The sequence below is a fragment of the Streptomyces sp. NPDC051172 genome (genome assembly GCF_040682555.1).
Taxonomy (GTDB): domain Bacteria; phylum Actinomycetota; class Actinomycetes; order Streptomycetales; family Streptomycetaceae; genus Streptomyces.
The window spans coordinates 24940-45624 of sequence record NZ_JBFBBE010000068.1; the positions used below are offsets into that span (position 1 = coordinate 24940).

The 20685-nt window shown below is 71.0% G+C and carries 17 protein-coding genes and 3 pseudogenes; 10 read left to right on the forward strand and 10 right to left on the reverse strand.

Going from position 1 to position 20685, the window contains the following annotated elements; translation table 11 throughout:
* The first annotated feature begins 240 nt into the window (after nucleotides 1–240).
* The 7 genes and pseudogenes from AB0N07_RS32550 to AB0N07_RS32580 all read left to right on the forward strand — a co-directional run bounded on the left by AB0N07_RS32550 (nucleotide 241) and on the right by AB0N07_RS32580 (nucleotide 7720).
* Complete coding sequence (locus AB0N07_RS32550) at nucleotides 241–624, forward strand: DUF485 domain-containing protein (RefSeq protein WP_365841215.1); 384 nt, start codon at nucleotides 241–243, stop codon at nucleotides 622–624.
* On the forward strand, nucleotides 618–2213 hold the full coding sequence (locus AB0N07_RS32555; RefSeq protein ID WP_365841217.1) for a cation acetate symporter: 1596 nt from the start codon (nucleotides 618–620) through the stop codon (nucleotides 2211–2213). The genes AB0N07_RS32550 and AB0N07_RS32555 overlap by 7 nt, the downstream gene beginning before the upstream one ends.
* Before the next feature lie 128 nt (nucleotides 2214–2341).
* Nucleotides 2342–3045 (forward strand): annotated as a pseudogene (locus AB0N07_RS32560) (serine/threonine-protein kinase); the annotation flags it as partial.
* A gap of 624 nt (nucleotides 3046–3669) precedes the next feature.
* A pseudogene (locus AB0N07_RS32565) lies at nucleotides 3670–3903 on the forward strand (peptidase S12); the annotation flags it as partial.
* Between the two features lie 140 nt (nucleotides 3904–4043).
* Complete coding sequence (pgm, locus tag AB0N07_RS32570) at nucleotides 4044–5684, forward strand: phosphoglucomutase (alpha-D-glucose-1,6-bisphosphate-dependent) (protein ID WP_365841219.1); 1641 nt, start codon at nucleotides 4044–4046, stop codon at nucleotides 5682–5684.
* 159 nt (nucleotides 5685–5843) lie between these two features.
* Nucleotides 5844–6674, forward strand: a complete 831-nt coding sequence (locus AB0N07_RS32575) for a PP2C family protein-serine/threonine phosphatase (protein WP_365841221.1) — start codon at nucleotides 5844–5846, stop codon at nucleotides 6672–6674.
* Nucleotides 6675–6724: 50 nt separating this feature from the next.
* Nucleotides 6725–7720 carry an MASE1 domain-containing protein gene (locus AB0N07_RS32580; RefSeq protein WP_365841223.1) on the forward strand — a complete coding sequence of 332 codons (996 nt, stop codon included), beginning with the start codon at nucleotides 6725–6727 and terminating at the stop codon, nucleotides 7718–7720.
* A gap of 2 nt (nucleotides 7721–7722) precedes the next feature.
* Here the strand turns inward: AB0N07_RS32580 and AB0N07_RS32585 are convergent, their stop codons facing one another.
* The 6 genes from AB0N07_RS32585 to AB0N07_RS32610 form a co-directional block, all read right to left on the reverse strand.
* Entirely contained in the window at nucleotides 7723–8190 is a 468-nt protein-coding gene (locus AB0N07_RS32585; RefSeq protein ID WP_365841226.1) for a hypothetical protein, read from the reverse strand.
* A 124-nt stretch (nucleotides 8191–8314) separates the two neighbouring features.
* Nucleotides 8315–9781, reverse strand: a complete 1467-nt coding sequence (locus AB0N07_RS32590; protein ID WP_365841228.1) for an HAD-IA family hydrolase — start codon at nucleotides 9779–9781, stop codon at nucleotides 8315–8317.
* A gap of 59 nt (nucleotides 9782–9840) precedes the next feature.
* Entirely contained in the window at nucleotides 9841–10917 is a 1077-nt protein-coding gene (locus tag AB0N07_RS32595; protein WP_365841230.1) for an ABC transporter ATP-binding protein, read from the reverse strand.
* A 3-nt stretch (nucleotides 10918–10920) separates the two neighbouring features.
* Nucleotides 10921–11739, reverse strand: a complete 819-nt coding sequence (locus tag AB0N07_RS32600; RefSeq protein WP_365841232.1) for an ABC transporter permease subunit — start codon at nucleotides 11737–11739, stop codon at nucleotides 10921–10923.
* Nucleotides 11724–12626: an ABC transporter permease subunit gene (locus AB0N07_RS32605; protein ID WP_365841234.1), complete on the reverse strand. Its 903-nt coding sequence runs from the start codon at nucleotides 12624–12626 to the stop codon at nucleotides 11724–11726. The genes AB0N07_RS32600 and AB0N07_RS32605 overlap by 16 nt, the downstream gene beginning before the upstream one ends.
* Nucleotides 12623–13774 carry an extracellular solute-binding protein gene (locus AB0N07_RS32610; RefSeq protein ID WP_365841236.1) on the reverse strand — a complete coding sequence of 384 codons (1152 nt, stop codon included), beginning with the start codon at nucleotides 13772–13774 and terminating at the stop codon, nucleotides 12623–12625. The genes AB0N07_RS32605 and AB0N07_RS32610 overlap by 4 nt, the downstream gene beginning before the upstream one ends.
* Before the next feature lie 214 nt (nucleotides 13775–13988).
* Here AB0N07_RS32610 and AB0N07_RS32615 point away from each other — a divergent pair, with 214 nt between their 5' ends.
* Entirely contained in the window at nucleotides 13989–14729 is a 741-nt protein-coding gene (locus AB0N07_RS32615; protein ID WP_365841238.1) for a GntR family transcriptional regulator, read from the forward strand.
* 96 nt (nucleotides 14730–14825) lie between these two features.
* On the opposite strand, the gene AB0N07_RS32620 is transcribed toward AB0N07_RS32615, so the two are convergent.
* Nucleotides 14826–15548 carry an FAD binding domain-containing protein gene (locus tag AB0N07_RS32620; protein WP_365841240.1) on the reverse strand — a complete coding sequence of 241 codons (723 nt, stop codon included), beginning with the start codon at nucleotides 15546–15548 and terminating at the stop codon, nucleotides 14826–14828.
* A gap of 201 nt (nucleotides 15549–15749) precedes the next feature.
* Here AB0N07_RS32620 and AB0N07_RS32625 point away from each other — a divergent pair, with 201 nt between their 5' ends.
* The gene (locus AB0N07_RS32625) at nucleotides 15750–16448 is read left to right on the forward strand and encodes an alpha/beta family hydrolase (protein WP_365841242.1); all 699 of its coding nucleotides are present in this window, start codon (nucleotides 15750–15752) and stop codon (nucleotides 16446–16448) included.
* Between the two features lie 39 nt (nucleotides 16449–16487).
* On the opposite strand, the gene AB0N07_RS32630 is transcribed toward AB0N07_RS32625, so the two are convergent.
* The gene (locus AB0N07_RS32630; RefSeq protein WP_365841244.1) at nucleotides 16488–17702 is read right to left on the reverse strand and encodes a chitinase; all 1215 of its coding nucleotides are present in this window, start codon (nucleotides 17700–17702) and stop codon (nucleotides 16488–16490) included.
* A 182-nt stretch (nucleotides 17703–17884) separates the two neighbouring features.
* Between AB0N07_RS32630 and AB0N07_RS32635 the strand changes: the two genes are divergently transcribed.
* On the forward strand, nucleotides 17885–19543 hold the full coding sequence (locus AB0N07_RS32635) for a hypothetical protein (RefSeq protein WP_365841246.1): 1659 nt from the start codon (nucleotides 17885–17887) through the stop codon (nucleotides 19541–19543).
* Nucleotides 19544–19630: 87 nt separating this feature from the next.
* On the opposite strand, the pseudogene AB0N07_RS32640 reads toward AB0N07_RS32635, so the two are convergent.
* Together AB0N07_RS32640 and AB0N07_RS32645 are read right to left on the reverse strand one after the other, a co-directional pair.
* Nucleotides 19631–19696: pseudogene (locus tag AB0N07_RS32640) on the reverse strand (PaaX family transcriptional regulator C-terminal domain-containing protein); the annotation flags it as partial.
* Nucleotides 19697–19869: 173 nt separating this feature from the next.
* Nucleotides 19870–20658, reverse strand: coding sequence for an SGNH/GDSL hydrolase family protein (locus AB0N07_RS32645; protein ID WP_365841248.1), 789 nt, complete (start codon nucleotides 20656–20658; stop codon nucleotides 19870–19872).
* Nucleotides 20659–20685: the final 27 nt, after the last annotated feature.

The following is a 20685-nucleotide window of genomic DNA, read 5'->3' on the forward strand; positions in this document are numbered from 1 at the left end:
AGACCAGGCGCATGAATGAGTCAGCACGGAAAATCCACCCCGCCGTGCGGTTGATAGTTCAACGGGCGCGCTGCAATACTCCGGCTTCCGGTCCCGACCCCACCCAATGGCGAGCCCGAAGGAATCCGCAAAGCGACGATTCCGGATTCACGAACCCCCCACAAAGTCCGCACGGTGATCTACTCCGGCATTCTTTCCCGGCGCGCGTGCGGCACCAGGAAGTGGAGAAGGTGTGCCCGCGTGAGTGTCGAGCAGGCGAAACGACGCGAGATATCGCAAAGCCCTGAATTCCAGCTGCTGCGCCGTGCGCACCGGCGATCCGGAGTGCGGATGACGGCCCTCGCCGTCGGCGGCTTCCTGCTGTATGTCCTGCTGTCGAGCTTCACCCCCGGCCTCATGAACACCTCACTGCACGGTCACCTCACCCTCGGACTGGCCCTCGGGCTGGGCCAGTTCGTGGTGATGGCCCTGATCGCGCGACGTCACATCGTGCGCATGCGCACACAGGTCGACCCGATCGCCCGCGGCTTCCGCACTCAGGCCCACCGTCGGCAGTCCGAACAGGCGAGCCGTCCCGCCCCGTCACCCTCTCCCCGGCCCACCGAGGGATACCGCACATGGTGACGACCGCGGCCGTCGTCGTGGACCGCTTCAGCCTGCAACTGACGTTCCTGCTCTTCCTCTCAGTGGTCGTCGTCACCCTGTTCACCGCGCTGCTGACCGCTCCGCAGCGCGACGAGATCGGTGAGTTCTACCTCGGCAACCGCACCATGTCGCCGCTGCGCAACGGGCTGGCGATGTGCGGCGACTACCTCTCCGCCGCCACCCTCCTGGGCAGCACCGGCCTGGTCGCCCTCACCGGATACGACGGACTCCTCTACCTCGGCGGCACCGCGGTGGCCTGGATGATGGTCCTGCTGCTGATCGCCGAACCCCTGCGCAACGCGGGCCGGTTCACCCTCGGCGACACCATCGCCCTGCGCATGCCGGCCCGCCAGCGCCCGGTCCGGCTCGCCCTGTCCCTGTGCACCCTGGCCGTCACCACTCTCTACCTTGTCGCCCAACTCGTCGGCAGCGTCGCCCTGTTGACCCAGTTCACCGGCGAACCCGGCGCGGCCACCCGCACCCTGTGCGTGGTCGTCATCGGCACGATCGTCGTCGTGTACGCGGCACTCGGCGGCATGCCCGGAGCCACCTTCATCCAGATCGTCAAGGCCGTGATGCTCATCTCGGGCGTCACCGTCACCGCCGTGATGGTGCTGCACCACTACGATTGGGACATCGACGCCCTGCTGACGGCGGCCGCCGACCACAGCGGCATGGGAACACGCTTCCTGGAGCCCGGACTTCGCTACGGCGCGAGCACCACCAGCAAACTCGACTTCCTCAGCCTGCAACTGGCCATCGTGCTGGGCCTCGCAGCCCTCCCGCACGTCATGATGCGGCTGCTCGCCCCCCGCTCCACCAACGTGCTGCGCAACTCGGTCGTCTGGGCGATGGGCCTGGTGGGCCTCGTCTGCCTGGCCGCCGGCGTCCTCGGCCTGGGAGCCACCGCCGTCGTCGGCCGGGACACGATCGCACGCATGGACCACAAGGGCGACGCGGCCGTGCTGCTGCTCGCGCACGCACTCGGCGGCGGCATCCTCACGGCCCTCCTGTCCTGCCTGGCCTTCGTCACGCTGCTTGCGGTGGCCGCCGGACTCACCCTCGCCGCGGCCTCCTCCGCCGCCCACGACCTCTACGGCGAGGTCATCCGCAAGGGACGGGCCAAACAGACCGAGGAACTCCTGGTCGCCCGGCTCGCCGCGGCCGTCATCGGCGTCCTCGCCATGCTCCTCGCCCTCGTGTCCTGGGGCGCAAACACCGCCACCCTGGCCTTCCTCGCCTTCGCCATCGCCGCCTCCGCCCTGCTGCCCACCCTCGTCTACACCCTGTTCTGGCGGCGCTTCACCCCGACGGGCGCGCTGCTCGGCCTCTGCGGCGGCCTGCTGTGCTCGGTACTGCTCGTCGTGTTCTCACCCGTCGTCTCCTCCACCCCGGCCTCGCTCTACCCGGACGCCGACTTCGCCTGGTTCCCGCTGCAGAACCCCGGCATCGTCTCCATCCCGGCCGGCTTCCTCCTCGGCTGGCTCGGCACCGTCCTGAGCCGACCCGAAGTCCCGGACACATACGACGAGTTCGAGGTCCGTGCGCTGGTCGGAACCGCCGACTGACGCAAACCCGCAGGGATGCTGTAGCGGATTTCGCGTACCTTACGCTCCTCGCAACGAACGACGGGGACACCGACAGACGGGTTGTCGACGGCCGCGTCGAGCTGGAGTCCCGGCTCGGTGGCGGCGGCATGGGCACGGTGTGGCGCGCCCGCGACCTGCTGCACCGCAGCGTGGCCGTCAAAGAGGTCCGGCCCGCCGACCCGGACCTCGCCGAGTACGACCCGGACCCCGCACGGAGGCTGCGCGAACGGGTCCTGCGCGAGGGCCGCGCCCTGGCCCGGGTGCAGCATCCGGACGTCGTGACGATCCATCACATCGTGGACGGCGGCGAGGGCGCCTACCCGTGGATCGTCATGGAACTGGTCGAGGGCGGCTCCCTCGCCGGCCGGCCGGCCCGCGCACCATGACGCCCGCCGAAGCCGCCCGCCTGGGCCGCGGCGTGCTCGAAGCCCTGCGCGCCGCGCACACCGCGGGCGTCCAGCACCGCGACCTGACGCCCGCCGACATGCTGCTGCGCACCGACGGCAGGCCCGTCCTCACCGACTTCGGGATCGCCGCGATCCGGGACTCCACCGCGCTGACCGCCACCGGATCGATCATCGGCACCGCCGACTACATGGCCCCGGAGCGCGTGACGGGCGGCGACGGCGGGCCCGCGGCGGACCTGTGGTCGCTCGCGAGGATGCTGTACGTGGCCGTCGAGGGCCACCATCCGCTGCGACGCGGAACGACCCTGGCCACCGGGGCGCCGGCTCCCGTACTCGCCGCGGTACTGGTGCATGATCCCGGGGCGCGGCCGGACGGGGAGACGGTCGAGCACCTGCTGATGGCCGCGGAGGAGGCGGAGACGAACACACCGCCGCCGTCGTGCGCCGCCCGGACAGCCAGGGCCGCATGCGCCGGGCGCGCTCGGGTCCGTCGCGGCCGGTGCCGCGCTGGTGGGCGGCATCACCTGGGTGGCGTGGCCGGACGACGGCAACAAGGCGTCGGCGTCCACGGCTCCGGCATGCTCACCCCCGACGGCATCCGCACGGCGCTCAAGGCCATCGAGGACAAGACCGGCAGGGACACCTTCGGCGGTCTCGCCGTCCACCCCGAGTACGTGTCGGTCAACCGGCCCGGACAGTGAAGAACTACCGCTGGGACAAGCCGCCCGCTCCCCTATCTGCTCCTGCAGCCGCCGAACGAGTTCAACGGCGACCCCGAGGCCTTCGAGATCTGCCTCGCCGACACGTACGCCACCGGATATGTCCTCGCGCCCCAGGGAAAGGTGCTCAAGGTGGTGCCGGCCGACGGATGAGCCGTTGGGCCGTATGCAGCAGCCGGAAGAGCCTCACCCGGGGCACGGGGGACAGGCTTGGCCTGCAACTACGGCCCGCTCCGGGAGACCTGATGCCCTTTCGCTCTGCTTCGGTTCGTCCCTTGCCGCTCCGGTCCCGACTGAGGGCGAGGCGCCTTGCAGAACCAGCTCGAGCAGTTCGTCCGCGCCCCCGGCGGACCGCCCGGCGTCATCGCCGTGCTGCGCAAAGACGGGCACACCCGGGTCGTACGGGCGGGTGTCGCCGCGAAGGCCTTCAGCGGACCCGTGGCCCTGAGCCTGGCCGACCGGCACACCCTGCGCCTGAACGAGACCATCGGCGAACGGCTGCCACAACTGCCCGAGGCCCGGCACCGCGTCACCCTCCGGCAACATCGCCGTCGCCCTGATGGCGGAGGCGGCGACCGGCACCCGGTACGAGCTGTTGCTGACCCGCTCTCGCTGGCCGCCGCCGTGACGGGGGAAGATGGGGCGGCAAGCGTTCTGGTCAACCGATGTGGAGGAGCGGGCACATGCAGCACGAGCGAGCGGGCAGCCCGGCACGCCCCGAGGACCTCGTCGACGTCGCCCGGCTGGTCACCGCGTACTACGCGCTGCACCCGGACCCGGCCGACCCGGGGCAGCGGGTGGCGTTCGGCACGTCAGGGCACCGCGGATCGTCCCTGACGACCGCGTTCAACGAGGACCACATCGCCGCGACCAGCCAGGCGATCTGCGAGTACCGCGCCGAGCAGGGCACCGACGGCCCGCTCTTCCTCGGCGCCGACACCCACGCCCTGTCCGAGCCCGCACGGGTCACCGCCCTCGAGGTGTTCGCGGCCAACGAGGTGACCGTGCTCATCGACAGCGCGGACGGCTACACGCCCACCCCCGCGGTCTCGCACGCCATCCTCACCCACAACCGCGGCCGCACCTCCGGCCTCGCCGACGGCGTGGTCGTCACCCCCTCGCACAACCCGCCCGGCGACGGCGGCTTCAAGTACAACCCGCCCAGCGGCGGGCCCGCGGGCTCCGAGGCGACCTCCTGGATCCAGGACCGGGCCAACGAGATCATCGCGGCCGGGCTGAAGGACGTACGGCGCATCCCGTACACCCGGGCGCTCGCCGCCGAAACCACCCGCCGCCACGACTTCCTTGGCGCCTACGTCGCCGACCTGCCGCACGTACTCGACCTGGACGCCGTCCGCGCCGCGGGCGTCCGCATCGGCGCCGACCCGCTCGGCGGAGCCTCGGTCGCCTACTGGGGCCGGATCGCCGAACAGCACCGCCTCGACCTGACGGTGGTCAACCCCCTCGCGGACCCCACCTGGCGCTTCATGACGCTGGACTGGGACGGCAAGATCCGTATGGACTGCTCCTCGCCCTACGCGATGGCCTCGCTGATCGAACAGCGCGACCGCTTCCAGGTCGCCACGGGCAACGACGCCGACGCCGACCGGCACGGCATCGTCACCCCCGACGCCGGCCTGATGAACCCCAACCACTACCTGGCCACGGCCATCTCCTACCTGTACGCCCACCGCAAGGAGTGGCCCGCCGACGCGGGCATCGGCAAGACCCTGGTGTCCTCCGGCATGATCGACCGGGTCGCCGCCGACCTGGGACGCCGCCTGGTCGAAGTGCCGGTCGGGTTCAAGTGGTTCGTGGACGGGCTGGTCGGCGGCTCGATCGGCTTCGGCGGGGAGGAGTCGGCCGGGGCGTCGTTCCTGCGCCGGGACGGCTCGGTGTGGACCACCGACAAGGACGGCATCATCCTTGCGCTGCTCGCCTCCGAGATCATCGCGGTCACCGGGAAGACCCCCTCGGAGCACTACGATGCCCTCACCGCCCGCTTCGGCGAGCCCGCCTACGCACGCATCGACGCCCCCGCGACCCGCGAGGAGAAGGCACTGCTCGCCAAGCTCTCACCCGCGCAGGTCACCGCGGACACCCTGGCCGGGGAGGCGGTCACCGGGGTGCTCACCGAGGCCCCGGGCAACGGCGCCGCCATCGGCGGCATCAAGGTGTCCACCGAGAACGCCTGGTTCGCGGCCCGCCCCTCGGGCACCGAGGACGTGTACAAGATCTACGCCGAGTCGTTCCGCGGCCCCGACCATCTGCGCCAGGTGCAGGAGGAGGCCAAGGACGTGGTCATGGCGGCCCTCGGCGGCTGATCCGGACGCCACGCCCGGGGTGCCGGACGGTGGCAGGGCGGGTCGGCGGAGTCGCACGGCGGACTTCGCCGACCGTCATGTCGCGAACATCCCGTTAAACGAATAATCTGGGGATTTGCCTCGATAGGGCCATGGCCCACGGTCCCGCCGGAGTGATCAATGTCCCTCGAGCGCCCGTCAGAGGACGGCGACGAATTGCTTGCCCGACTGGGGTCGCTGACCGCCCAGGCACGCGAACTCGCGGAGCTGCAGCGCTCCCGGGTGGAGCTGGCCCTCGCCCTGCAGCGCGGCATGCTGCCCCGCGACCTGCCCGCCGCCTGCCGCTACCACCTGGCCGTCCGCTACGCACCGGCCTGCCAGGGCCTCAACGTGGGCGGCGACTGGTACGACGCCTTCACGATGCCCGACGGCCGCATCGGGCTGTCCATCGGCGACGTCCAGGGCCACAACACCGAGGCGGCCGCCTTCATGGGTCAGGTCCGGGTCGGCCTGCGCGCACTCGCCTCCGTCACCGGCGAACCCGGCGAACTCCTCACCCGCACCAACGACCTGCTCCTGTCCCTGGGCACCGACCTCTTCGCCACCTGCACCTTCATACGGCTCGACCCTGCCACCGGTGTCCTGGAGAGCGCACGGGCCGGTCACATCCCGCACATCTGGGCCACGGCCGACGGACAGTGCGGCATCGCCGAGGACGAGGGCGGACCACCCCTGGGCATCGCGGCAGGCGTCCAGTACCCGGTGACCCGTCACCGGCTCACCACCGGCGGTGTGTTCGTCCTGCTCACGGACGGTGTGGTGGAAGGACCTTCGCTGAGTGTCGACGAGGGCCTCGCCCGGGTGGTGCAGCTCGCGGGCAGCGCCGCAGTGGCCGGCATGGAGGCCGACGTCCTCGCCGCCGGCGTGATGAAGATCGCCGAGCGGGTCGGCCACGAGGACGACGCGGCCGTCCTGGTCGTCACCCACGACGGTCCCGGCATTCAGCCATAGGGCCGGACCCGGCGCCGCCCGCCTCGCCGAGCGGTCGGCGCCGGTGTCTGATGTCAGCTGTGGTGCGTATCCAGGATCTGCGCCGACCGGCGGTCCACGCCCTCCAGACGGCGGCCGTCGCCGCCTGCTACTTCGCCGCCGGGCGGCTGGGACTTCTGCGGCAGCTCGTCGTCGAGGGCGCCGTCGTCACACCCATCTGGCCGCCCACCGGCGTCGCGGTGGCCTGTCTGCTGCTGTTCGGCCTGCGCATCTGGCCCGGCATCGCGCTCGGCGCGCTCCTCGTCGTCATGTCCATCAGCTCCGTCCAACCGGCCGTGATCGGCACCCTCGTGGGAAACACCGCCGCTCCCGTCTGCGCGTACTACCTGCTGCGCAAGGTCGGCTTCCGCACCGACCTCGCCCGGTTGCGGGACGGTTTCGCGCTGGTGTTCCTGGCCGCACTCACCGCCACGCTGATCAGCGCGACCGCCGGCGCCGGCCTGCTCGTCCTGACCGGCAAACTCGCCACGGACGGCTTCTGGCTGGTCTGGTCGGCATGGTGGGCCGGCGATGCGATGGGCGTCCTGATCGTCACTCCGGTCCTGCTGGCGCTGTACGGCGCGAGCAGGCCCCGCTGCGCGCTGCGGTGGAAGGAGGCGGTGCTCCTGGCCCTGATCACCTGCGCCCTCGTCCCCTTCGCCACCCAGAGCTCGGTGAGCCTGCTCTTCCTGGTCTACCCGCTCCTGATCTGGGCGGCTCTGCGCTTCCAGCTCGCGGGCAGCATGCTGTGCGCTCTCTTCGCCTCCGTCATGGCCACCATCGCCGCGACGGACCAGGTCGGGCCCTTCGCCCGGCTGACCGGCGTCGAAGTGATGATCAAACTCCAGGCGTTCAACGGCGCGATGGCGCTGACCGCCCTGCTCCTGTCAGCCGTGATCACCGAGCAGCTCAACACCAGGCGGTCGGTGGAACAGGCCTGCCAGGAACTGGTCGAGGTCCTGGAACACCTCACCGCGGGAGAGAGCCCGCAGAGCCGGCCGCCCGCGGAGCTGGACGACCGGCACTGACCTCAGTTCCACAGGGGATACGTCACCGTGGGCGCGAACGTGTCCGGCCTGGCGGCGGGGTATTCGAGGGTCATCCGGCTGTAGTGCTGCAGGTGCGGGCGCTTCTTCCAGGGTTGCGCCCGGTCGAGCCGGACGACGACCGGGTACGAGTGGAACCTGCCCGCGGCGCAGTACGGCTTGCAGTCGTTGACGACGTTGACGCCCTCGGCCTTTGCCGAGTGGGTGCCCCACCGGGACCAATGCAGCGCGGCCAGGCGGCTGTTGCCGTCACCGCAGGCAAGGATGAAGTCGGTGGGGCGCACTTCCGGGTGAAAGAGACAGTCGACGAGCACGGGCACCCTGGCCTGCTGCCGTGCGGTCGGCGAGGCCGGCGGGGACGCCGGACGGGCTTCGGAGGGTGCGCTCGCGGCTGCCGCGAGCGAGGCCGCGAAACAGAGCGTGACTGCCGTACCCAGTGTGTGCCTGCGCATGTCCGCTCCCCGCTGCCGTCTCCTACCGACGCTATGACGCTGTGACGCCAGGACTCGTTCCGACGCTACGACTGCGGGCAGGAATACACCACTCGGACGGAGCAACGACAGGGCTCTCGATACGTCACTCCCGTTGGTTGAGGGCGAACGTGGTGAGGACCGCCGCATGGTCCGAGGGCCAGTCGTTGCCCGCGACGTCCGGCCACGCGCGCGGGACGCCGGTGACGACGGTGCGGGAGTCGACGACTTCGAGGCCCTGGCCGTTGTGGAGGACGTAGTCGATGCGGTCCTGCGGTTCCGGGCGGGTGACGTCGTCCTCGTTGCGGGTGTGGACCGGCGACCAGGTGTGGCCCGGTGCGCGGACCGGATCGGGATGGGCCTCGCGGTAGGAGTCGCGCAGCCCGGCCTCCTCGGCGGCCCTCGTCACCGGCCAGGTCACGTCGGGCCAGTCCAGATGGGAGGGGCTGTTGAAATCACCGGTCAGGATCACGGGAGTCGTCTCGTCCGCCGACTCCGCGATCCGGCGCAGGGCCTCCCGCATCTGGGCCAGCCGTACCTCTTCATGGGCGATCAGCTCGGCCGGTCCCAGTCCGTCGAAGGCCGCCTCGTACGGGCCGTACGGCGTGTAGTGCAGATGCGCCGTCCACACGTCCACCTCGTGGGCGCGGCCGATGCGGATGCGGGCGCCGGCCGCTCCGTAGAAGCCGACGTCGGGGTCGCCGAGGCGGGCCGTGATGGGATGGCGGCTGATGATGCCGAGGTTCTCGCCGGCCTGGTGGTGGTGCCAGCCCAGCGCGTCGGCGAGTTCCCGGGCCGCCGTACCGGCCGTCTCCTGAAGGCCCACGACATCGGCCTCGGTTTCCAGGATGACCTTGAGCTGTTTGGCGCGGTGGTCGTCGACCTGTGCACCGCCGAGCCAGAGGTTCCAGCTCAGCACCCGCAGCCGGGGAACCACCAGGGCCCGCAGCCGGTCCGGGGTCACCTCCGCCAGGCTGGCCACGACCGTCCGTCCGGGAGCCGCCTCGATCGGCGCCAGCGACGGCACCGCCAGCACCGTGCACCCGGCGGCCTCCGCGGAGCTGACCCCCGTCGGGGTGTCCTCGACGGCCACACAGCGCGCCGGGTCGACGCCCAGGGCACGGCTGGCCGCGAGGTACGGGTCGGGGGCGGGCTTGGTGTGCTCGGTGTCGTCCGCGGTGACGGAGACATGGAAGCGGTCGGCACCCAGCACGGCCAGGACACTGTCGGCCACCGAGCGGGACGAGGCCGTGACCAGGGCGGTGGGCACGCCCTCGCGGGCCAGGGCGTCGAGGAGGCCGAGCGCGCCGGGACGCGGCACGATACCGGTGCGCACGCGGTCGCCGAACTCGCAGTGCAGCCGGTCGGCGAGATCCGGTGTGCCGGTGAGCCCGCCCAGCCAGGCGGCGGTGTGCTCGACCGGCCTGCCGAGCACCTCCGGCTGGTCGGCTTCGGTGAGCGGCCGGCCGAGGCCCGTGGCCACGTACTGCACCGCCTCCCACCACAGCCGCTCGGTGTCGACGAGCGTGCCGTCCATGTCGAACAGGACGGCCTGGAGCGGGGGTTGGGTCACGGTCTCTTCTTTCGTGTGGGGGGATGTCCTGGAGGTCCTGCGGGCGAGTGTCCGGCGTCTCACGCCGCCCGCTCGGCGACCAGCACCGGGCGCTTCGGCAGCGAGACCCGTACGGTCGCTCCGGCTCCCAGCGCGGCGGCCTCGTGGGTGGGCAGGTCGGCCTTGACCTCGGTGCCGTCGGCCAGGCGTACGGTGAGGCGGGTGGCGGCGCCGAGGAACGCGGTGGCGATCACCCGGGCGTCGCCGGTGGCGTCCGCGGTGACATGCACAGCCTCGGGCCGCACCAGCACGTCCACCTCCGCCGCCGCGGGGAGGGTCCCCTCGGCGGGCAGCCGCAGGCCCAGGACGTCCACGGTCGTCCCGGACAGGTGCCCGGGGATGCGGCTCATCGTGCCGACGAACTCGGCGACGAAGGCGGTGGCCGGACGCCCGTACAACTCGGCCGGTTGCGCGCACTGTTCGAGCCGCCCGGCCCGCATCACGGCGACCCGGTCGGCCACGGACAGGGCTTCTTCCTGATCGTGCGTCACGAACAGGGTGGTGATGCCGAGCTCCTGCTGCAGCCGCCGGATCTCCTCGCGCAGCGTGAGGCGCACCTTGGCGTCCAGCGCGGACAGCGGCTCGTCCAGCAGCAGCACACGCGGCCGCAGCGCGAGCGCGCGGGCGAGTGCGATGCGCTGCTGCTGGCCGCCGGAGAGCTGGTGCGGAAACCGGTCTGCCTTGTCGGCGAGGCCGACCAGCTCCAGCAACTCGGCCGCCCGGGAACGGCGTTCGGCCGTACGCACCTTGCGCATGCGCAGCCCGAAGGCGACGTTGTCGAGGGCGCTCAGATGCGGGAAGAGGCTGTAGGACTGGAAGACCATCCCGGCGTCCCGGCGGTGGGCCGGCACCCGGGTGACGTCCTCGCCGTCGATCAGTACCTCACCGGAGTCGGGGTGTTCGAACCCGGCGAGCATGCGCAGCGCGGTGGTCTTGCCGCAGCCCGAAGGGCCCAGCAGCGCCAGGAACTCTCCCGGCTGCACGGTCAGGTCGAGCCCGTCCAGGGCGACGGTCGCCCCGAACTCGCGGCGCAGACCGCGGAACTCGACCGCGGCGGCCTTGTCGACGGCTGTCTTCTCAAGGGTGGTGGCGGTCATGGTTCATCCCCGGGACGAAGCGGTACGGGTCCGCCCGCCGAGGCCGGCGAGCGTGAGGAGCAGGGCCCATGTGACGAGCAGGCTGAGCACGGACACCGCGACGGACAGCTGGGCCTGCGAGCCGCCGACGCTGTAGATCCACACGGCGAACGGCTGGAAGCCCAGCAGCTGGGCCACGGTGAACTCGCCGAGCACCAGCGCGAGCGTGAGGAACGAGGCGTTCAGGAGTGCCCCGCGCAGATTGGGCAGCACGGCCCGCACCAGCGCCTGCGGCCAGGCGGCCCCGCAGCTGCGGGCTGCTTCGACGAGAGTGCGTACGTCGATGGCGCGCAGCCCGGAGTCCAGCGCCCGGTACACGAACGGCAACGCCATCACAACGTAGGCGAGGACGAGCACGAACGGGAAGTTCTGGTTCTGGATGGCCACGAACGTCTCGAACAGCGGGGTGCGCGACAGATAGTCCGGGCCCCACTTCAGCACCGTGGCGATCCCGGCGACGAACGCGATCGGCGGCACGACCAGCGGCAGTGAGCACACCACTTCCACGACCGGCCTGAGGCGGGCTGCGCCCAGCCGCAGCGCGACCATGGCGGGCACCATGAGCAGCAGCACGATCGCGATCGTGGCTGCCGCCAGTTCCAGCGAGAGCAGCAGGCTGGAGGTGAAGCCGTCGGTGGAGACGATCTGGCTGTAGGCGTCGAAGGTGACGCCCTGTCCCGGCACGTCGACCGTGAAGACCACGGAGGCGGCGAGCGGGACGAGGAAGTACAGGGCGGCGAGGCCGAGGACGACCCACCGCCACGGGTTCAGGCGTCGAGCCATCGCGCGCTCCGTCGTTGCAGGGGCAGGTACACGGCCATGACGAGCCCTGCGACCAGGACCATGTCGAGGCTGAGGGCGAGGGCCACGTTCTCCTGGCCGACCAGCACGTTGCCGGAGATGGCGTCGGCGATCTGCAGGGTGACGAGCGGGACCGAACTGCCCACCATGGCCGCGGCGGTGGCGTACGCGGCGAACGCGCTGCCGAAGAGGAGCACGAACCCGCCGAGCAGCGACGGCAGCAGCACGGGCAGGGCGACGTGCCGCCAGTACTGCAGGGCGGTGGCGCCGTTGTTCTGGGCGGCCTCGCGCCACTGGGAGCGCAGGCCCTCCAGGGCGGGGGTGATGGTGAGGACCATGAGCGGGATCAGGAAGTACAGGTAGACGATGACCAGGCCCCAGAAGCTGTAGAGGTCCCAACCCTGATCCGTGAGGTGCAGGTGCTTGGTCAGCACACCGGCGTTGCCCAGGGTGGCGACGAACGCGAAGGCCAGCGGGACACCACCGAAGTTGGCGAGCACCCCGGACGCGGTGAGCACGGCCTCGCGCAGCGCGCGGAAGCGGGAGGTCACCACGACCTGCGCGAGCGGCAGCCCGAGGACCGTTCCGATGCCGGCCGAGACCGCGGACAGTTTGACGCTGCCGAGCAGGGCGGTCAGATAGGCGCCCTGCAGCGAGGCCGTGAGGTTCTCCGTGCTGTACGAACTGGCCCCGGTGGCCTGGTCCTTGACGCTGAAGGCGCCGTTCAGCATGGCGATCGCGGGCACCCCGAAGGCGACCGCGACGAACACGAGGAGCGGGACGACGGCGAGCCAGCCGGGGACCCGGCGCCGCCGCTTCACCGAAGCGAGCGGCGGCGCCACGTCCACGCCCGTGAGGGTGGCCGTCATCCGGAGACGGCCTTCGCCCAGCCCTGCGCGATGACCGTCTTGGCCTTGCTCTGCTGGGCCTCGGACGGGAAGGAGGGCGTACCGGAGACATCGGGCAGCTTGGCCGCGGCGGTCTTGTCGAGCGTGCCGGCCTTCTCCATGGTCGTCATCAGCGCCGGACGGGCATAGCCCTTGAGCCACAGGTTCTGGCCCTCGGTGCTGTACAGGTACTCCTGCCACAGGCGGGCGGCCGCGGGGTGCGGGGAGTCCTTGTTGATGGCCTGCGAGTAGTACTGCGAGAACTGGCCGTCGGACGGGACAGCCACCTTCCAGTCGACGCCCTTGGACTTGAACTCGTCGGCGTAACCGGCGTTGAGGTAGTCCCAGTCGATGCTGATCGGCGTCTCGCCCTTCTCGACGGTGGCCGGAGTCGACTCGACGGGCGTGTAGTTGCCGTTCTTCTTCAGCTTGGCGAAGAAGTCCAGGCCGGGCTGGATGTTGTCGAACGAGCCGCCGTTCGCGAGCGCCGCCGCGTACACGCCGCCGAAGGCCGAACCCGACTTGGTGGGGTTTCCGTTGAGCGCGACCTGCCCCTTGTACTGCGGCTTCAGCAGGTCCTTGAAGGTGGTCGGGCAGGTCTTGACGCGCTTGGCGTCGCAGCCGATGGAGATGTAGCCGCCGTAGTCGTTGTACCAGCGGGCCTGCGGGTCCTTCTGTCCGGCGGGGAGGTCGCCGTACGAGGCCACCTTGTACGGCGCGAGCAGGCCCTGCTGGGCGGCGCTCAGCGCGAAGGAGCTGCCGAGGTCTAGGACGTCCGGGGCGCGGTCCTGACCCTTGCGGGAGGTCACGGCGTTGATCTCGTCCTGGCTGGTGCCGTCCGGGTTCTCCACCTCGACCTTGATCCCGTACTTCTTCTTGAAGCCGTCGATCAGGGCGCCGTAGTTGGCCCAGTCGCGGGGCAGCGCGATCGCGTGCAGCGTGCCCTCCTTCTTTGCGGCCTTCACCAGGGCGTCGAGGCCGCCGAAGTCGGCGGCCGAGGTGGCGGTGGCCGCGTTCTTGCCGTCGGCGGTGGTCGACGCGTTGTCGGGAGCGGCGCCGCAGGCGCTCAGGGCGAGTGCGGCTACGACGGCGAGGGAGCCGGCCAGGGCGGCTGTTCTCGGCTGGGACACGGTGACTCCAGAAGGGGGCGCAGGGGAGGACGCACAAGGCTGAGAACTTGTCTGAACAAGTTGGCCTCAGTAAGGCCGCCTGTGGTGACCAGTTCGTAAACAGTGGCGAAATTGTGACCTCCCATTCCCTGCACAGTTCGGGGCAAGCGCGATCACCGGCCCGTCTCGATTAGGCTGGTCACGCTGTGCACAGCAGCTGACTCGGAGGGATACGGTGGCGACACGACACGAGGAGATCGCCGACGAGCTGCGGCGGGCGATCGACCGTGAGGAGTACACGGTCGGCAGCAGGCTGCCCGCCGAGACGGAACTCGCCGCCCACTACGGCGTCTCGCGCGGCACCGTCCGCCAGGCCGTGGCCGCGCTGACCGCCGAGGGACTGATCGGCTCCCGTCAGGGTGCCCGCCGGGTGGTCCTGGCCAGCCGCCGCAGCCAGAGCTTCGCCGAACTGCGCAGCTTCGCCCAGTGGGCCCGCGCGATGGGCCGCGAGGCCACCGGCCAGGTCGTGGCCCAGGAGTACCTGCCCGCCACCGCCCAGGACGCGGCCCGTCTCCAACTCCGTGAGGGCGCACGGGTGTTGCACGTGCTGCGGGTTCGCGGCCTGGACGGCGAACCGGTCCTCGTCGAGCGCACCGTGTACGCCGACTGGATCTCACCCGCCGTCGAGGCGATCGACCCGTACGCCCCGTCCGTCACCCAACTCCTGTACGACAGCACGGGCCTGGTCTTCGCCTACGGCGAGCACGTCATCGACGCGGTCGCGGCAAGCGCGCAGGACGCCGAACTCCTCGGCATCCGCCGCACCAGCCCCCTGCTGCGCGTCCGCCGTGTCACGACCACCCGCGAGGGCCGCCCGGTGGAGTGGTCGGACGACCGCTACCGCTCGGACGCCGTGAGCTTCAGCGTGCACAACTCGATAGACAACAACGCGCTGGCCCGCAAGACGGCGGAGTGAGACCCCGGCAGGGTGTCGCCTGCGGTGAGGTGAGTCTCCGGGGGGGGGCAGTGACACCCGAAGTGCCCATGAGTCCATACCAGTGGCGGCCTGACGTCAGCGGCCGGCAGGGCGAGCCAGCAGGTCGGTGACGTGTTCACGCACGGTTTGCCAGGCGGCCGCGTGGAGCGTGCCGACGGGTGTGTCCCCCAGAGCGCGGATCGTCTCTTCCGCCCCGGCGTGGCAGGGGACGTCCTCCGTGAGCACGTCGTAGCCGTCGCGGACGGCGAGGTGCAGGCGGTCGGGTCCGTCGTCCTGCGTGTGCACCGCGGCGGCGACCACGAACGGCGGCTGCCCACCCGCCTCGCCGGGCAGTTTGCGGTAGCTGCTGGCGAGCGGTTCACGCCAGTGCAGGCTGAGCAGGAGGTGGTGCTTGGCGAGGACTTCGGCGAGGTCGGTCTCGTAGACCCGGTCCTGGTCGAGCACCGTGGCCCAGGACTTCAGCACCAGCGCGGGCGGCAGCAGACAGCGCAGCGTGCTCCCGACGAGGTTGCCGCCGACGGTGGCCGTCCGGCGCACGGCTCCCGTCCCCACCGCGGCGGCCGCACGGCGCAGCACCTCGGGCACGCGCTCGTCGACGCTGTTCAGCACGACGGCGCCGCCCAGCCCCCCGCCCCCGATCACATTGGCCTCCGGCAGCCTGCGCAGCGACATGGCCTGCTCGGGAAACCCGTCGCGTTGCCAGCCGGCCCAGATCAGTGTCGCCCCGCCGACGGGAACGGCTCCCTCGGCGAGGCACTCCTGCGCTTCGGACACGGACTCGGGCAGACGTAGCAGCACGGGAGCCGACCTGCTTTCTCGACGACTTGGAGCGGAGGTCCACGGCGTTCTCGGCCACTTCAGCGCGGACCCGGCGCATTTTCCCCACCTGCGTGGAGGCGTGTACAGGGCTCACTGATCTACTGTGTGCGCCCCCTGTGCGGCGCCGCCCCGGAGCTTCGGGGGAGGATGAGGTGTCCGGAGTGGAGAGGTGCGGTACTGGTGGGCAACCGAGGGGCAGCGCAGCGCGACGAGTCCGCGCTGATCGTGCGGCACGCGCCGCCCGAAGGTGTGGCTGCGGCGATCGTGACACTGCACGGCGGCCACGAGCTGAGCCGCCGGACGGCGCACCCCTGGCAGCCGGCCGCGCTCCGTATGCTGCCGGTCCTGCGGGCGGCCGGAGCGGCCTCGCCCCCGGACGTCCTGCTCGGGCAGGTCCGCTACCGGCACCAGGGCTGGAACGACGCCGATCCCGCCCACGACGCACTGCGGGCGCTGGACGAACTCCAGCGGCTGGCGGGAACGGTGCCCACCGTCCTCGTGGGGCATTCGATGGGGGCCAGGGCAGCCTTGCGGGCCGCGTCGCACCCGCTGGTGGGCGGCGTGCTGGCGCTGGCGCCGTGGTGTCCGCCCGTGGACTCCGTCCGCCACCTCGGCGGCGTGCGCCTGCTGGTCCTGCACGGTGACCGCGACCGCGTGACGCCGCCCGCCGAGTCGGCGGACTACGTGCGCCGGGCGAGGGAGGCCGGCGCCCGGGCCGGACTGGTACTGGTCCGGGGCGGCGACCACGCGATGCTCCGCCGCAGCGGCGACTGGCACCGGGCCACGGCCGAGATCGTCGCCCGGATGCTGCGGCCGGATCCGGACACCGAGGGGTTGGCCGCGAGGGCTTGCGCGGCGGACGGCGCCGTCGACCTGTAGGCGCCGTCCGCCGATGAGCCGGTCAGTCGGGGACGATGCTCAGCAGGTCCCCTCGTCCTGCCAGGGCCCCCAGTCGGTGGCGGCCGGAGTCTCGTTCTGGGTCCACCACTTGGCCTTCCAGTTGTGCTTGTTGTACGAGACCTCGTCGCCGGCGGTGTAGACGGCGCTCGAACTCCAGGCGGTCCTGCACGCGGTGGGTGTCGGCGTGGGCGTCGGAGTGGGAGTGGGAGTCGAGTCCGGCGGGGTCGCGCCCGCGAACCTCACCGAGTACTTCGCAAAGTCCCAGGAGTTCTGCGCCACGCTGGAACAAGTGCCGGAGGTGCGCCCGCCGTTGTCGGGCGGCGTGCACTGCCGGTCGCGGTTGAGAGACCAGAAGGTGAAGCGGTCCATGTTGTGGCTGGTGGCGTAGTCCAGCACGGTCTGGAAGTCGGCCTGGGTGAAGATCTCACCGGTGTCGCTTCGCCCGTTCATCCCGGAGAAGCCCTCGTGCGCATAGGCCGTCGCCTGGTCCCAGCCGAACGTCGACTGGAGGATCGCGTTGAAGTTGGTGAGCGCGCTGGTCTGCGAGGCCGCGCCGTTGAAGCCGCCGTCGAAGGGCATGATGGAGAAGTTGTTCGGCGTGAAGCCCTGCGACTTCGCCTCCAGCAGCATCTGCTTGCCGAACCAGCCGGTGCCGTCGGCCGTACCGGCTGTGGTGACCGAGACGTACAGGCCGGGGTTGTTCTGCTGGAGGATCTTCGCGGCGCCGATCTCGTTCTTGATCGCGGCGGTGTTCTCGTACTCCGGCTCCTCCAGGTCGAAGTCGATCGCGTGGAGGCCGTACTTGGTGATGACCTGCTGGTACGCGGCCGCCGTCGCCGCCGCGTCCGAGCACACCTGGCCGAGCTTCGTGCCGCCGTACCCGCCGATGGAGACGGACACGTCGCCGCCCTTGCCGCGGATCGTGTTGATGACGGACTGGACGGCCGTGTCCGAGGAGACGGGGGCGGTGCCGCCCCAAGTGGGCGAGCAGCCACCGCCGTTGGGAGCGAGGACGAAGGCGAGCTGGAAGGCCTTGAGACCGGTGGCGTCCATGATGGCGGCCGGGTCCGGCGGGTCGTTGTCCAGTGGCATGAGGTACGGGGCCGCCGCGTACCAGCGGTTGCTGAGCGCGGCGGTCGCGCCCGAGGCGTTGCCCGCTACCAGGGCTGTGGTTCCTGCGGCGGCGAGTCCGACGGCGGCGGCTGCGCCCAGGCATGCACGAAGACGTCTCATGGTGTGCCTCCGATGGGGTGGGGGAGTGCCCCAGCTTCCTGCCGGACCGTGACCGCGTCCACGCTTTGGACTAGACCAAACGGCTTCTTGGTCTAGACCATGCGATTCCTTTGCGTTGCACCTGCCAGGCGTGGGGGTGGGGGTCTTGTGTGGTATGGCCGGTGTGCGGTAATTCGTCATCTGTGAACTACTACGACCTCGGCAGCCACGGCCGGCCCGTGACGACCTCGTCGCCCGAAGCGCAGGTCTGGTTCGACCGTGGACTGAACTGGACCTTCGCCTTCAACCACGAAGAGGCCGTGCGCTGTTTCGAGGCCGCCGCCGCGGCGGATCCCGACTGCGCCATGGCCGACTGGGGCGTGGCCTATGCGCTGGGCCCCAACTACAACAAGCCCTGGGAGTTCTTCGACGAAAAGGACCTGGCCCGGACGGTGCAGCGCACCCATGCCGCGGTACAGCGCGCACACGCCAAGGCCGCCGGCGCCACCCCCGTCGAGCAGGCCCTCGTCGAGGCCCTGCGCGCCCGCTGTCCGCAGGAGAGGGCACCGGCCGTCGAGGAGTGTTCCGTATGGAACACCGCCTACGCCGACAGCATGCGGGCCGTCCGCCGGCTGGCTCCCGACGACCTCGACGTGGCCACCCTGTACGCCGACGCACTGATGAACCTCACGCCCTGGCAGCTGTGGGACATCCGCACCGGCGCACCGGCCCCGGGCGCGCGCACCACCGAGGCCAGGGCGGTGCTGGAGCAGGCGCTCGCCACGGAGGCGGGCGCGCACCACCCGGGCCTGCTGCACCTGTACATCCACCTCATGGAGATGTCCCCGACCCCCGAGGCCGCCCTGCCGGCCGGTGACCGGCTGCGTGGTCTGATGCCCGACGCCGGACATCTGCAGCACATGCCGTCGCATCTGGAAGTGCTCTGCGGCGACTACCGCCGGGTCGTCTCCGACAACACCACGGCGATCGAAGCCGACGAGAAGTTCCACGCCCAGGCGGGGGCCATGAACTTCTACACGCTGTACCGGTGCCACAACCTCCACTTCAAGATCTACGGCGCGATGTTCCTCGGCCGCTACCGGGACGCGATCGACACGGTGCACCGGCTCGAGGCGGCCGTGCCCGAGGAGCTGCTGCGGGTACAGAGCCCGCCCATGGCGGACTGGGTGGAGAGCTTCCTCGCGATGCGGGTGCACGTGCTCATCCGCTTCGGTCGCTGGGGCGACATCCTCGCCCTTCCGATGCCCGCCGACATGCGCCTGTACTGCGTGAGCACGGCGATGCTGCACTACGCGCGCGGTGTCGCGTTCTCCGCCACGGGCCGGATCGAGGAGGCCGAGGCCGAGCGGCGGCTCTTCCACGACGCGGTCGCCCGGGTCCCCGAGACCCGCATGCTGTTCAACAACACCTGCACGGACATCCTCGCCATCGCCGCGGCGATGCTGGACGGAGAGCTGGACTACCGCAAGGGCAACCACGACGCCGCGTTCGCGGCCCTGCGCCGGTCGATCGAGCTGGACGACGGCCTTCCCTACGACGAACCCTGGGGCTGGATGCAGCCCACCCGGCACGCCTACGGGGCACTGCTCCTGGAGCAGGGCCTGGTCGCGGAGGCCGAGGCCGTCTACCGGGCCGACCTGGGCCTCGACGACACCCTGCCGCGCGCACAGCAGCACCCCGCCAACGTCTGGGCGCTGCACGGCTTCCACGAGTGCCTCGTGCGGCTCGGCAAGGACGGCGAGGCGCAGATCGTGGCCCAGCAGCTGAAGATCGCAACGGCCACGGCGGACGTACCGATCGAGGCCTCCTGCTGCTGCCGACTGGAGACCCGCTCCGACTGATGCCCTACGGTCGGCCACCTCGTCGTAGTACGACTCGGCCGACGGGCCCAGGATTTCGTGGGCCTCGTGGCCCATCCGGCCCGCCGGGAGGAGCTCGGTCGGCAGATCCGGGTCGCGGAAGGGGAACTTGCGGTAGCCGTACGTCAGCCGCATGCGCTCCACCAGCGCCTCCTCGGTACGCGCGCAAGAGCTCCCGGTGGTCCTCGTTGAGCGCGACAAGATCCCAGCTGCGGGCCGCCGTCTCGGGGTCGACAGGCAGCCCGCCGGACTGGCAGCGCAGCCTGTTCAGGCGCAGCACAGCGAACACCCGGTGGCGCAAAAGCAGGTCAGGCGACTTGCTGCGGCGTCACCGGGGTCGGCTCGGGTCTCTTCGCCGTGAAGCCGTCCCCCGGCACATGGCCGCGCAGCCGCCGCCACAGCCAGGGCCCGACATGGTCCACGGCCCAGCGCACATCGGCCCCCACGGCACGCAGCACCGGGACCGGGGAGACCGGAGGCAGCGGGTCGGCCCAGTCGTCGTGGCCCGGCAGGCCGAACGTGTGGGCCATGCCGGCGGCGATCCGGGCGTGCCCGATCGCACTCGCATGCAACCGGTCGTCGCTCCACAGCCGCGGGTCGGCCGTGAACGCATGCGGAAAGACGTCCAGGACGGCGACCCCGTGCCGTGCCGCGAGGACCCGCAGCCGCGCATTGAGGCCGAGGATGCGAGGCCGGACCCGGCGCGCGACCGGTGACACCTTGCCCAGGTCCGGAAAGGTCATGGTGGCGACGCGCGCGCCGGACGCGGTCAGCCGGGCGAACGTCTCCTCGATGTTCGCGGCGACCGCCTCCGGGTCGTAGCGCGGCCGTACGACATCGTTCATGCCCGCCGTCACCGTCACCAGATCCGGCTGCAGCGCGAGCGCCGGACCGAGCTGATCCGCCCTGATCTGGGTGCTGGTCTTGCCGCGGACGGCGAGATTGGCGTACGTGAGACCCGGTTGCCCCTGCGCGAGGATCTCGGCGAACCGGTCGGCCCAGCCGCGGTGCCCGCCCGCCGGACCCGGATCGCCGATGCCCTCGGTCAGGCTGTCGCCGATCGCGACGTAGCGCAGATACGGGTGGGAGACGGTCATGCCGCGTGAGTCTATCTCCGGTTCATC

What these genes read in the sequence shown, in the direction of transcription:
- AB0N07_RS32555 (WP_365841217.1), top strand. Translation starts at nt 618, where the DNA reads ATGGTGACGACCGCGGCCGTCGTCGTGGACCGCTTCAGCCTGCAACTG.
- pgm (WP_365841219.1), top strand. Translation starts at nt 4,044, where the DNA reads ATGCAGCACGAGCGAGCGGGCAGCCCGGCACGCCCCGAGGACCTCGTC.
- AB0N07_RS32605 (WP_365841234.1), bottom strand. Translation starts at nt 12,626, where the DNA reads ATGACGGCCACCCTCACGGGCGTGGACGTGGCGCCGCCGCTCGCTTCG.
- AB0N07_RS32580 (WP_365841223.1), top strand. Translation starts at nt 6,725, where the DNA reads ATGTCAGCTGTGGTGCGTATCCAGGATCTGCGCCGACCGGCGGTCCAC.
- AB0N07_RS32600 (WP_365841232.1), bottom strand. Translation starts at nt 11,739, where the DNA reads ATGGCTCGACGCCTGAACCCGTGGCGGTGGGTCGTCCTCGGCCTCGCC.
- AB0N07_RS32630 (WP_365841244.1), bottom strand. Translation starts at nt 17,702, where the DNA reads ATGAGACGTCTTCGTGCATGCCTGGGCGCAGCCGCCGCCGTCGGACTC.
- AB0N07_RS32585 (WP_365841226.1), bottom strand. Translation starts at nt 8,190, where the DNA reads ATGCGCAGGCACACACTGGGTACGGCAGTCACGCTCTGTTTCGCGGCC.
- AB0N07_RS32575 (WP_365841221.1), top strand. Translation starts at nt 5,844, where the DNA reads ATGTCCCTCGAGCGCCCGTCAGAGGACGGCGACGAATTGCTTGCCCGA.
- AB0N07_RS32645 (WP_365841248.1), bottom strand. Translation starts at nt 20,658, where the DNA reads ATGACCGTCTCCCACCCGTATCTGCGCTACGTCGCGATCGGCGACAGC.
- AB0N07_RS32595 (WP_365841230.1), bottom strand. Translation starts at nt 10,917, where the DNA reads ATGACCGCCACCACCCTTGAGAAGACAGCCGTCGACAAGGCCGCCGCG.